Origin of the sequence: Pseudoalteromonas sp. C12FD-1, from assembly GCF_037414265.1 — a bacterium.
GTDB lineage: Bacteria > Pseudomonadota > Gammaproteobacteria > Enterobacterales > Alteromonadaceae > Pseudoalteromonas.
On the sequence record NZ_JBBEVD010000044.1, the window covers coordinates 42,389 to 54,284 of the forward strand.

Here is an 11,896-nt window from a genome sequence, read left to right on the forward strand (position 1 = left end):
ATGAGTTACCTAGGAACAACACAAACCTTATTTGTAAAAGAAGTGAGCAATGAAGGTGCTTACCTTGATGGTCACGATTTAGGGGAAGTGTTTTTACCAAAGCACGAAATTAAAGATGAACTTGAAGCTGGCGATAGCATAAGCGTTTTTATCTTTTTAGATAACGCCAATTTACCAACAGCAACAGTAAAAAAACCCCATGCTCAAGTAGGTGAATATGCACTGCTTCGTGTTAAAGAAATAAATAGCATAGGTGCTTTTTTAGATTGGGGTCTAGAAAAAGATGTTTTAGCTCCATTTAATGAGCAAAAACCACGTATGCAAGAAGGTCATTCTTATTTAGTTCGCTTGTATTTAGATAATGCAAGCCAACGTATTTGTGCATCAAGCAACTTTAACCGCTTTTTATCAAAAGATGAGCCTGAGTACACACACCTACAAGAAGTTGATTTAATTGTTGCTGGTAAAACAGATATTGGCTACAAAGTGCTTATTGAAGAGTCTCACTTTGGTGTTGTTTTTTACAATATGGTATTTAAAAACTTATTTGTAGGGCAAAAGCTTAAAGGCTTTATTCAAAAAGTACGAGAAGACGGAAAAATCGACGTTATTCTTGAAAAACCAGGCATGGGTAAAGTAAGTGAGCTTGGCGATAAAATAATGGAAAAGCTTAAAAACGAAGGCGGCATACTAGCTATTGGTGATAAATCTGATCCTGAACTTATCAAAAAAGTATTTTCAACCAGTAAAGCTAACTATAAAAAAGCCATTGGTGGTTTATTTAAGCAAGGCTTGATTGACATAGAAGCCAAATCTATCCGCTTAAAATAGTCGTACACTTTTATAAGCGCTAACATTATGTTGGCGCTTACGGTTAAAAACGTTTCTAAATAGTTTAATTAAATAATCGTTAAAGGATGATAGAACGTTTGATGAATAAAAACGTTAGTTAGCTATTATTAATAACGGCACTTATTTTGCCCTACTCTTTACCTTCACCTCGTAGTAAGTGAAATTTATTAAACGAAGCTAAAACTAAGCTTCCTCCGCTTAAAATAATTAGGGGATCGCTAATAGGCATTAACCCATAATACGCTTATACGGTAACGTACATTCTGTATACTGCTTAGAATAATCTAGTATCTCAGCTTTAGTTTCTAAGCTTAGTGGCGCCAACCTAAATACTTTATTTTCACATTCAATTTGTTTGTCGTCATGATTTGAAATGCAATCTGACGTAGTTACGTTTTGGCGCGTTAATCGCTCTTCATTTTTATAGCATAAGTGATGCGCGTAGCCATGCATGGTTTGCTTAAATTCAAATAAATCCACAGGATAATTTGCGACTAGGTCGGTAATTGTCGCTACTCCATCATATGCTTTACTAGAAAAAACATATTTATTTACTGAAAAACCTGCAACAACAATTAAAATAGATCCAAAAATTAACTTCAAAATAAACCCCTTACTGCATTCTTAGTACTAATGTAGCATAAAAATGTATTCATAAAAGGGGTTTAGCACTAAATAATTGCTTTTTGTTAACTTAAACCAAAGTTTTATTAACATCGATTAAAGTTTGTACTGGATCTGACGATTGTGTTATTGGTCTACCAATCACTAAGTAATCGCTTCCGGCTTCAATAGCTTGCTTTGGTGTCATAATTCGCTTTTGGTCGCCCACATCACTACCAGCAGGACGAATGCCAGGAGTAACTAGCTTAAACTCGCTACCTAATTGCGCTTTTAGTGCTTTCGCTTCTTGGGCAGAACATACTACGCCATCAAGCCCAGCTTCTTTTGTTAATTTAGCTAAATGAATAACTTGTTCTTGCGCTGATTTTTCAACACCTAAACGCTTTAGCTCAGCTTCATCCATGCTGGTTAGCACTGTCACTGCAATTAATAAAGGGGCTTTATCACCAAACTTTTCAAGTGCAAGCTTTGCCTTATTCATCATTTCAAAACCACCAGATGCATGAACGTTTACCATCCAAACGCCCATATTAGCCGCTGCGGTGACCGCTTTTGCCACTGTGTTAGGAATATCATGAAATTTTAAATCTAAAAATACATCAAAGCCTAAATCAATTAACTGTTTAACGAATGCAGGGCCGAAATAAGTAAACATTTCTTTGCCTACTTTTAAACGACACGTATCTGGTGAGAGTTTTTTTACAAAATTAAGAGCCGCCTCTTGTGAGTCGTAATCTAGGGCAATAAGAACTTTTTTTGTATCTTCTAAAGACATAACTATCCTAATGAATGGCAGTAAAGTTATAAATAGTTGGGGGTTATTAAAATCCGTCTAGGCCTCTACTTGGCACAATGGTTTCCCAATGTTTACAAGATGGGCAGTTCCAATAAATTGTGTGGCTTGTAAAACCACAATGTTGGCATTGAAAGTCTGGTTTTGTAGCTATATACGATGTAACTAGCTTGTCAATTTCATCAAGTACTTCTTTGATATTTGGGTTTTTATCACCCATTAGCTGTAGTAAAAAGCTAAAACCTCTAATTGTTGGCTGGCGTTTTAAGCTGTCAGTTAAAAACTCAAATGCCTGTTTAGTATTTCCCTGCTCTAACAATGCTTGGCAATGTTTTATTTTTATTAGTACCCCACCTTTGTCGAGCAAGTCACATAATAAATCATGAAATTGATGTGTTAAATTTAACTGCTTATAACTATGTGCAAGCTGGTCAATAAATAAAGGTGCAAACAACGTAAATTGGCAAACTAATTCACGCCAATAGTAAATTGCTTTTACGTAGTCTTCGCTTGTGTAAGCCGATAACCCTAATTCGTATAAAGGGCGAACCGCTTTGTAATTTAAACTAATGGCTTTGCTCATTAATTGCGGTTTATTTTCACTTAGGGCAGCTTCGCTGTAAAAATTAGCAATTGCTTTAAAATGCTGTTCTTTAACAAATAACTCACTATGGGCTTCGAACATATTAATGCCCTTTTCCCACTCTCGGGTTTGCGAGTATAAAGTAATAATTGGGTCAAGCGCTTGTTCATGCCCCGCTTTAACAAGCCACACTAAATGCTCTTCTGCACCATCTAATAAGCCGGCCATAATATAATCTTCGGCTAATTCTAGGCGGCTAGCGGCAGCTTGTTGTTCATTTAAACTTGGATGTTTTAAAAGGAGTTCATGGATTTTTATTGCGCGGTCAAGCTCACCTCTTCGGCGAAACATGGTAGCAAGGGTTGAGTAGTGGTCGACAGAGTCAGCAGCAACCTCTAATAAGTTGATTAGGTGCTCTAAGCCCTGATCTTCTTCTCTGTCTAGTAAAAACTTTAAGCCTTTACTGTATTCAGAAGTGATTTGACGGTTGAGTTGATGAGCTTGGTTTTTTGCACTATTTTTGCCCATAATCCAGCCATAACCGGCAGCAACAGGCAGTAGTAAAAACAAAAGCTCAATCATGATTAGGTGTCTTTATTAGCAATAAGCTTACTATTATTTTTTTCTGGCGCTAATTGTTTTTTTAAGCGGTAATTTTGCCACTTTAATTTAGAGAACAATTTAAAGCTAATAAAACACCCTATTATTACACCCAGTATAAAGCAGATACTTATTATTACAGCGAGTGGCAAGGTATTACTGGCAATAATGTAATTTATTTGTACTAATTGTGGATTTTGAGAACCCAATAAAAATGCGCAAAATAGGCATAGTACAACCAGAATAATTTTTAATACCTTAAACAAGTAACTACTCCAACTGGTTAACTAGGCAATACTCTCGTTTACGCGGTCGCGTAATTCTTTGCCTGGTTTAAAATGAGGTACATGCTTACCATCAAGCTCTACTGTATCGCCAGTCTTAGGGTTACGACCTGTGCGAGGAGCGCGGTAATGCAAAGAGAAACTACCAAAACCTCTGATCTCAATACGATCTGAAGTAGATAATGAGCCGGCCATTTGTTCAAGAATTTCTTTTACTGCATTTTCAACATCTTTCACTGGAACGTGTGCGTGCTGTTCGGCAAGTGTTTCTATCAGTTCTGACTTAGTCATAGCGTTTCCTTAAAGAGAATAGTGGAAGGGCAAAACTGCCCTTCCAATTAAAAACTAATTAGTAATTAGTCTTTTTGTGCATTTGCGAAAGCAGCTGCCATTGCGTTTTCAAACACTGGCTCTTCTTTCTTAAGCTTCTCTAGTACTTCTTTCTCTTCTGCTTCGAAAAGAGCTTTAACAGATAAGCTTAAAGTGCGGTTCTTACGATCAACGCCAACGTATTTAGCTTCGATTTCGTCGCCTACAGAAGCAACAGTCGTTGCATCTTCAACGCGCTCTTGAGCGATATCAGCTACACGGATGTAACCTTCAACGCCTTCGATAAGCTCTACAGTTGCGCCTTTCGCATCAACTTCAGTCACTTTACCTTTAACAATAGCACCTTTTTTGTTTGCATCAAGGTAGTTATTGAAAGGGTCAGCTTCGATTTGCTTAACACCTAGAGAGATACGTTCACGCTCTGGGTCAACTTGCAATACGATAGCAGTGATTTCGTCGCCTTTCTTGAATTCACGTACAGCTTCTTCGCCAGGCGTGTTCCAAGAAATGTCTGAAAGGTGTACAAGACCATCAATACCACCGTCAAGACCGATAAAGATACCGAAGTCAGTGATTGATTTGATCTTACCAGTAACTTGGTCGCCTTTGTTTTGTAGACGAGCAAATTCCTGCCAAGGATTAGCAATACATTGCTTAAGACCAAGAGAAATACGACGACGCTCTTCATCGATTTCAAGAACCATAACTTCAACAGTGTCACCTAGTGAAACAACTTTTGAAGGGTGGATGTTCTTGTTAGTCCAATCCATTTCAGAAACGTGAACTAGACCTTCAACGCCTTCTTCGATTTCTACGAAGCAACCGTAATCAGTAAGGTTAGTTACACGACCAGAAAGCTTAGAACCTTCTGGGTAACGACCAGCGATAGCTGCCCATGGATCTTCGCCAAGCTGTTTAAGGCCTAGAGATACACGAGTTTTATCTTTGTCGAATTTAAGAACTTTAACTGCGATTTCGTCGCCAACATTAACGATTTCTGAAGGGTGCTTAACACGCTTCCACGCCATGTCAGTGATGTGTAGTAGACCATCAACACCACCAAGGTCAACGAATGCACCGTAGTCAGTAAGGTTCTTAACGATACCTTTAACTTCTTGACCTTCAACAAGGTTAGCAAGAAGCTCTTCACGTTCTTGTGAGTTTTCAGATTCGATAACTGCACGACGTGAAACAACAACGTTGTTACGTTTTTGATCAAGCTTGATTACTTTAAATTCAAGCTCTTTGCCTTCAAGGTGAGTTGTGTCACGTACTGGACGAACATCAACAAGTGAACCAGGTAGGAAAGCACGGATTGAATCAACTTCAACTGTGAAACCGCCTTTAACTTTACCGTTGATAACACCAGTAACAGTTTCTTGCTCTTCACATGCTTTCTCAAGACGGATCCACGCTTCGTGACGCTTCGCTTTCTCGCGAGAAAGGATAGTTTCACCGAAACCGTCTTCGATTGCATCTAGTGCAACATCTACTTCGTCGCCTACAGCAACTTCTAGTTCACCAGCAGCATTTTTGAACTGCTCTGCAGGGATAGCACTTTCTGATTTAAGACCAGCATCTACAAGTACAATGTTATTCTCGATAGAGATTACTGTACCTTTAACAATAGAGCCTTGCTCTGCTTCAAAACCCTTTAAGCTTTCTTCAAATAACTGCGCAAAATTTTCTGACATACGAATATACGTCTCATATATTAATACCAATAAGCAACCATGCTGCATGGGGTTGTTAAAATAGCACTGGCGTCCTGCTGGTGCATAAAATGTGTTTAGCTTCGTTTAGGAAGCTTGCCTTGTGAGATAGCAATATCGACTAAAGTTATAACTTTATCAAATACTTGCTGAGCGTTAAGCTCGCTTGTATCTATTTCAATTGCATCATCAGCAGGAACAAGCGGCGCAACGGTGCGATTCATATCGCGCTCATCACGAGCCTGAATGTCCTGTAATAGACCACTTAGTGTAACATCAAGGCCGCGCTCATTCAACTCAACATAACGTCTACGCGCACGTTCTTGTGCACTGGCGGTTAAATATATTTTTAATGGCGCATCTTGAAAAACCACAGTGCCCATATCTCGGCCATCAGCAATTAAGCCTCGTTCCGTTTTAAACGCTCTCTGGCGTCGAAGTAACGCTTCACGTACACGGGGTAATGCAGCTACTTTAGAGGCAGCTGCCCCAACCTCTTCGTTGCGAATTGTCGAGGTGACATCTTCGCCTTCTAATATAACTTTTCCAGCATTAGTTTGGCTATCAACCAAAAACTGCACATCTAAGTTTGCAGCAAGCGGGACAAGCGCTTCTTCGTTGTCCAATGCTATTTGGTGATGAAGTGCGGCAAGGGATAATACACGGTAAATTGCGCCGCTATCCAATACATCCCATCCCAATTTGTCGGCTAACAAGCGACAAACAGTTCCTTTACCTGAACCACTTGGGCCATCAACGGTGATTACGGGCATTAATAACGCCTGCATTTAAAACCTCCTGCAATGCACACCTAAATAAAACCGCGATATTATACGTCACTTCTGCAAATAGATCCGCTTTAGTGTGTAACTTTTTATAATTATTTATAAAAAGCCTACTCACTTACTGATGCTAAAACCTTGAAAAAGGTTGGAAAAGTTTTATATGTACACTTAGGATCGTTGATTGTAATAGGCTTTCCACCTACCGCTACCATTGCAAAACACATGGCTATACGGTGATCGTCATAGGTATCAATAGCCACATCATTAAATGTTTCCGGTGGTGTAATTTCGATAAAATCCTCACCCTCTACAACCTCAGCACCCACTTTACGAAGTTCAGTTGCCATTGCATATAAACGGTCAGTTTCTTTTACACGCCAGTTATAAATATTACGTATAGCTGTAGGCCCTTTGGCAAATAACGCTACAGTTGCAAGCGTCATCGCTGCATCTGGAATCGCATTCGCGTCAATATCTACGCCATTTAATTCGCCTTTACGTACAACTAAACGCTCATCATACCAATCAATCTGCGCTCCAACTTGCTCCATTACTTTTGCAAAACCGATATCACCTTGCACTGATTTTGCACCAACACCTTTAATTTCAATTTCGCCACCGGCAATAGCCGCTGCCGCCACAAAGTAAGACGCTGATGATGCATCACCCTCCACCATAATACGCTCTAGTGATTGGTATTGTTGGCCGCCTTTAACTTTAAATGTTGTATAGTCACTGTGCTCAACAATCACCCCAAAACGCGCCATTACATCTAACGTAATATCAATGTAAGGCTTAGATACCAAAGTACCCTTAATGGAAATTTGCGTATCACCACTAAATAAAGGGGCAGCCATAAGCAATGCAGTTAAAAACTGACTCGAAATACTGCCATCAATTTCAACAGTACCGCCTTTAATTTGCCCACCAATGATTTTTAATGGTGGGTAATCTTTATGTTTTGTGTAAGTAATATCGCCGCCAAGTGCTTGCAACGCATCAACTAAGTGCCCTATTGGGCGCTCTTCCATGCGCGGCTCACCTATTAGCTCATACTCGCCAGATACAGCAGCAAGTACCGCTGTTAAAGGACGATAAGCAGTACCTGCATTCCCTAAAAATAAAGGTTCACTTGGGGTTTTAAATACGCCGCCAACCCCTTCAACAGTTGCCACGGTGCGATCATCATTGAGCGTTACGTTAACACCTAGTAGTTTTAATGCCCCCAACATATGGCGAATATCATCACTATCTAGTAGGTTTTCTACAACGGTAGTCCCTTGAGCCAACGCTGCTAACAATAAAATACGGTTTGATAGGCTTTTAGACCCTGGTAAGGTGACACTGCCATTTACACGAGAAATAGGCTCTAAACGAAGCTGTTCCATTAGCTATTCTCCTTAGCAAATGCCGCCATAAAATCAACCAATGCTTGCACACCTGCAAGTGGCATTGCGTTATAAATACTTGCGCGCATACCCCCTACTATTCTATGCCCTTCAAGGGCAAGTAAACCGGCTTCTTTAGATTGCGTTACAAATTTTTCGTTTAAGCTTTCATCGTTTAACCAAAACGGTACATTCATACGCGAACGACAATGCGTCGCTACTTTATTGGTATAAAAAGGTGATTCATCAATAAAGTCATAAAGCAGCTTAGCTTTAGCAATATTTTGTGCTTCCATTGCCTTTACGCCACCGTTTTGCTCTAGCCATGCAAACACTTCGGCTGCTAAATACCAAGCAAAAGTAGGCGGTGTATTAAACATGCTGCCTTGTTTCGCTTCAAGCGCGTAATCTAGGATACCTGGTTTAGCTAACCCTTCACGCTCAAGTAATGTTTTGCGAACAATAACAATAGCAATACCTGATGGACCTATATTTTTTTGGGCACCAGCATAAATTAAATCAAACTTATTTACGTCAATTTCACGCGACAAAATAGTCGACGACATATCGGCAATAATAGGCGCCGTTGGGTGACTCGGCACATCAAAAATCTCTAATCCGTCTACCGTTTCATTTGGGCAGTAGTGAATGTAAGATGCATCTTCAGGTAAATCCCATTGCGCTACTTCTTTTATAGAAAACAACCCATTTTCGTCATTTCTAACATTGATTGAGTGGGTTTGAGTAAATTTATTAGCTTCGTCAGTGGCACTTTTAGACCATACGCCGTTCTCGCAATAAACCGCCGCTTTACCATTTTGATGTAAATTTAATGGCACAGCGCTAAATTGTCCGCGACCGCCACCATGCATGAATAACACTTCAAATTCATCGCTAATGTTCATTAAACGACGAAGGCTAGCTTCGCATTTTTCAGTAAGCGCTAAAAAATCTTGACTGCGATGGCTTATTTCCATCACAGAGACACCTAAGTCTTGCCAGTCTAAAAATTCTTTTTGTGCTTTTTGCATCACAGCTTGCGGAAGCATAGCTGGCCCCGCACAAAAATTATATTTACTCATTACCTTTGCCTCATTCCAGTAATTTAAACTTTTTTGATAAACAAAAAAGGGTTATTAATTTTTTTCAACATGATTAAAAAAAGCGGCCTTAGCCGCTTTTTCAATTTCAGTTATTCAGAAGGTGGATTATCATCCGTTGCTTCTTCATTTACTGTATCAACCGTTTCAACGTCTTCAATATCAACTAAGTCACTGTCTGTAACTTCAATCTCTTCGATACGTTGTAAACCAACTACTTGCTCTTCGTCAATAGTTCTGATCAAAATAACACCTTGGGTGTTACGTCCAACTGTCGATACTTCATTAACACGGGTACGAACAAGTGTACCACGGTTTGAAATAATCATTATTTCATCGTTGTCGTCAACTTGTACAGCACCAACTACTGCGCCATTACGCTCACTCACCTTGATAGATACAACACCTTGTGTTGCACGGCTCTTAGATGGATAATCTTCAAGTTGAGTACGTTTACCATAACCATTTTCAGTCACGGTTAAAATAGCACCGTCAGATTTTGGCACAATTAATGACACTACGCGTTGGTCGTCGGCCATTTTAATACCACGAACGCCAGTAGCAGTACGACCCATAGGACGAACACCTTTGAAACGAATTTCAGGGTTGCCTTCTTCGTCAAGTACCGGGTTGCCGTTTTCATCAACTACAGTAGACTCTTCCGCTTCTTTAAAGCGTACTACTTTACCTGCATCAGTAAACAACATAATTTCGTTGCTACCGTCGGTAATATCAACCCCAATTAGGCTATCGCCTTCGTTGAGGTTTACCGCAATAATACCGCTTGCACGTTGACGGCTGTATGCCGTTAGTGGTGTTTTCTTCACGGTACCAAACGCAGTTGCCATAAAGATGTACTTATCTTCTTCGTACTCGCGTACAGGTAAGATAGCAGTAATACGCTCATCATCTTCAAGTGGCAGTAAGTTAACAATTGGCTTACCGCGTGCGGCGCGACTAGCCAGTGGTAACTGGTATACTTTAAGCCAGTACAACCGACCCGCAGTCGAGAAACATAAAATGGTGTCGTGGGTGTTAGCCACTAAAAGACGCTCAATGAAATCTTCATCTTTCATCTTTGTTGCTGACTTACCTTTACCACCTCGGCGCTGCGCTTCGTAATCAGACAGGGCCTGATACTTAACATAACCTTCGTGCGACAAGGTCACAACAACATCTTCTTCGTTAATCAAATCTTCAAGGCTAATGTCGTGCGCTGCGGCGTTAATTTCTGTGCGGCGCTCATCACCATATTGCTCTTTAATTTCAACTAACTCATCACGAATAACTTCCATTAAACGCTCAGGGCTGCTTAATATATGTAATAATTCAGCAATTAAATCTAACAGCGATTGATACTCTGCTAAGATTTTTTCATGCTCAAGGCCGGTTAGTTTGTGTAAACGTAAATCAAGAATTGCTTGCGCTTGTTGCTCAGAAATATAGTACTGACCATCGCGAATACCAAGCTCGCTTGCGAGCCAATCTGGGCGGGCTACGTTGTCTTCGCCTGCTTTTTCAAGCATCGCTTGTACGTTACCTAAATCCCATGGGCGAGCTGTTAAGGCAACTTTAGCCTCAGCTGGGGTTGGCGATTTACGAATAAGCTCAATAATTGGGTCGATGTTGGCAAGCGCAATTGCTAAACCTTCAAGGGTATGAGCACGGTCGCGCGCTTTACGTAAATCAAATACGGTACGGCGTGTAACCACTTCACGGCGGTGAATAACAAACTCTTCAAGCATTTCTTTTAAGTTGAAACACTTAGGTTGGTTATTAATTAATGCAACCATATTCATACCAAACACAGTTTGTAACTGAGTTTGTGCGTATAGGTTATTTAAAATAACTTCACCTACGTCACCACGTTTGATCTCAATAACGATACGCATACCGTCTTTATCTGATTCATCACGTAGTGCGCTAATGCCTTCAATTTTTTTATCTTTAACAAGCTCAGCAATTTTTTCAATTAAACGTGCTTTGTTAACTTGATAAGGAATTTCGTGCACGATAATGGTTTCGCGGCCTGTTTTTTCATCGGTTTCGATGTCGGCGCGGGCACGCATGTACACTTTACCACGGCCGGTTAAATAAGCATCTTCAATGCCTTTTTTACCATTAATGATGGCAGCCGTTGGGAAATCAGGACCTGGGATGTAATCCATTAATTCATGGATTGTTAAATCAGGATTTTGAATAAGCGCTAAACAACCATTAACCACTTCAGTTAAGTTATGTGGTGGAATGTTTGTTGCCATACCTACCGCAATACCCGATGAACCGTTAACTAGTAAGTTAGGCACTTTGGTTGGTAAAACGTCAGGAATTTGTTCGGTACCGTCGTAGTTAGGAACGAAATCAACCGTTTCTTTTTCAAGATCGGCTAATAACTCATGCGACATTTTTGCCATACGAACTTCTGTATAACGCATTGCCGCTGCTGAATCACCATCAACCGAACCGAAGTTACCTTGGCCATCTACAAGCATATAACGTAGTGAGAATGGCTGTGCCATACGTACGATGGTGTCATAAACTGCACTGTCGCCGTGTGGGTGGTATTTACCAATTACGTCACCGACCACACGGGCCGATTTTTTGTAAGGCTTATTCCAGTCATTACTAAGCTCGTTCATTGCAAACAAAACGCGGCGGTGAACAGGTTTTAAACCATCACGTACGTCTGGTAATGCACGTCCTACAATTACGCTCATTGCGTAATCAAGGTAGGAGTTTTTTAACTCGTCTTCAATATTGACTGGCAGAATTTCATTGGCGAGATCAGTCATTTGATATCACATTCCTTCAGTATCAGCTCTTAGCAACCCGGTATTAGGCGCCA

Annotated in this window: 11 protein-coding genes; 1 reads left to right on the forward strand and 10 read right to left on the reverse strand. The window is 40.3% G+C overall.

All coding sequences use genetic code 11. The annotated features are described in order from the left end of the window. Window positions 1-831 (forward strand): CvfB family protein, encoded by an 831-nt coding sequence (locus WDB87_RS04490; protein ID WP_337849198.1) that lies wholly within the window; start codon window positions 1-3, stop codon window positions 829-831. A gap of 249 nt (window positions 832-1,080) precedes the next feature. Here the strand turns inward: WDB87_RS04490 and WDB87_RS04495 are convergent, their stop codons facing one another. The 10 genes from WDB87_RS04495 to gyrA all read right to left on the reverse strand — a co-directional run bounded on the left by WDB87_RS04495 (window position 1,081) and on the right by gyrA (window position 11,843). Further along, window positions 1,081-1,455: a hypothetical protein gene (locus WDB87_RS04495; protein ID WP_286247442.1), complete on the reverse strand. Its 375-nt coding sequence runs from the start codon at window positions 1,453-1,455 to the stop codon at window positions 1,081-1,083. Between the two features lie 91 nt (window positions 1,456-1,546). After that, entirely contained in the window at window positions 1,547-2,251 is a 705-nt protein-coding gene (pyrF, locus tag WDB87_RS04500) for an orotidine-5'-phosphate decarboxylase (protein ID WP_286247440.1), read from the reverse strand. 46 nt (window positions 2,252-2,297) lie between these two features. After that, the gene (lapB, locus tag WDB87_RS04505) at window positions 2,298-3,434 is read right to left on the reverse strand and encodes a lipopolysaccharide assembly protein LapB (protein ID WP_337849199.1); all 1,137 of its coding nucleotides are present in this window, start codon (window positions 3,432-3,434) and stop codon (window positions 2,298-2,300) included. 2 nt (window positions 3,435-3,436) lie between these two features. Continuing rightward, window positions 3,437-3,718 (reverse strand): lipopolysaccharide assembly protein LapA domain-containing protein, encoded by a 282-nt coding sequence (locus WDB87_RS04510; protein WP_004587873.1) that lies wholly within the window; start codon window positions 3,716-3,718, stop codon window positions 3,437-3,439. A gap of 21 nt (window positions 3,719-3,739) precedes the next feature. Then, window positions 3,740-4,027, reverse strand: coding sequence for an integration host factor subunit beta (ihfB, locus tag WDB87_RS04515; protein WP_004587872.1), 288 nt, complete (start codon window positions 4,025-4,027; stop codon window positions 3,740-3,742). Between the two features lie 65 nt (window positions 4,028-4,092). Further along, window positions 4,093-5,760 carry a 30S ribosomal protein S1 gene (gene rpsA / locus WDB87_RS04520; protein WP_004587871.1) on the reverse strand — a complete coding sequence of 556 codons (1,668 nt, stop codon included), beginning with the start codon at window positions 5,758-5,760 and terminating at the stop codon, window positions 4,093-4,095. Window positions 5,761-5,855: 95 nt separating this feature from the next. Further along, entirely contained in the window at window positions 5,856-6,566 is a 711-nt protein-coding gene (gene cmk, locus WDB87_RS04525) for a (d)CMP kinase (protein ID WP_004587870.1), read from the reverse strand. A gap of 107 nt (window positions 6,567-6,673) precedes the next feature. After that, window positions 6,674-7,951: a 3-phosphoshikimate 1-carboxyvinyltransferase gene (aroA, locus tag WDB87_RS04530; protein WP_337849200.1), complete on the reverse strand. Its 1,278-nt coding sequence runs from the start codon at window positions 7,949-7,951 to the stop codon at window positions 6,674-6,676. Further along, entirely contained in the window at window positions 7,951-9,033 is a 1,083-nt protein-coding gene (serC, locus tag WDB87_RS04535) for a 3-phosphoserine/phosphohydroxythreonine transaminase (RefSeq protein WP_337849201.1), read from the reverse strand. The genes aroA and serC overlap by 1 nt, the downstream gene beginning before the upstream one ends. 110 nt (window positions 9,034-9,143) lie before the next feature. Next, window positions 9,144-11,843, reverse strand: a complete 2,700-nt coding sequence (gene gyrA, locus WDB87_RS04540; protein ID WP_286247428.1) for a DNA topoisomerase (ATP-hydrolyzing) subunit A — start codon at window positions 11,841-11,843, stop codon at window positions 9,144-9,146. Window positions 11,844-11,896: the final 53 nt, after the last annotated feature.

Bases quoted from the DNA above. Each gene is read 5' to 3' on its own strand.
- gyrA (WP_286247428.1), bottom strand. From the start codon at position 11,843: ATGACTGATCTCGCCAATGAAATTCTGCCAGTCAATATTGAAGACGAG.
- serC (WP_337849201.1), bottom strand. From the start codon at position 9,033: ATGAGTAAATATAATTTTTGTGCGGGGCCAGCTATGCTTCCGCAAGCT.
- rpsA (WP_004587871.1), bottom strand. From the start codon at position 5,760: ATGTCAGAAAATTTTGCGCAGTTATTTGAAGAAAGCTTAAAGGGTTTT.
- lapB (WP_337849199.1), bottom strand. From the start codon at position 3,434: ATGATTGAGCTTTTGTTTTTACTACTGCCTGTTGCTGCCGGTTATGGC.
- WDB87_RS04490 (WP_337849198.1), top strand. From the start codon at position 1: ATGAGTTACCTAGGAACAACACAAACCTTATTTGTAAAAGAAGTGAGC.
- cmk (WP_004587870.1), bottom strand. From the start codon at position 6,566: ATGCAGGCGTTATTAATGCCCGTAATCACCGTTGATGGCCCAAGTGGT.
- aroA (WP_337849200.1), bottom strand. From the start codon at position 7,951: ATGGAACAGCTTCGTTTAGAGCCTATTTCTCGTGTAAATGGCAGTGTC.
- ihfB (WP_004587872.1), bottom strand. From the start codon at position 4,027: ATGACTAAGTCAGAACTGATAGAAACACTTGCCGAACAGCACGCACAC.
- pyrF (WP_286247440.1), bottom strand. From the start codon at position 2,251: ATGTCTTTAGAAGATACAAAAAAAGTTCTTATTGCCCTAGATTACGAC.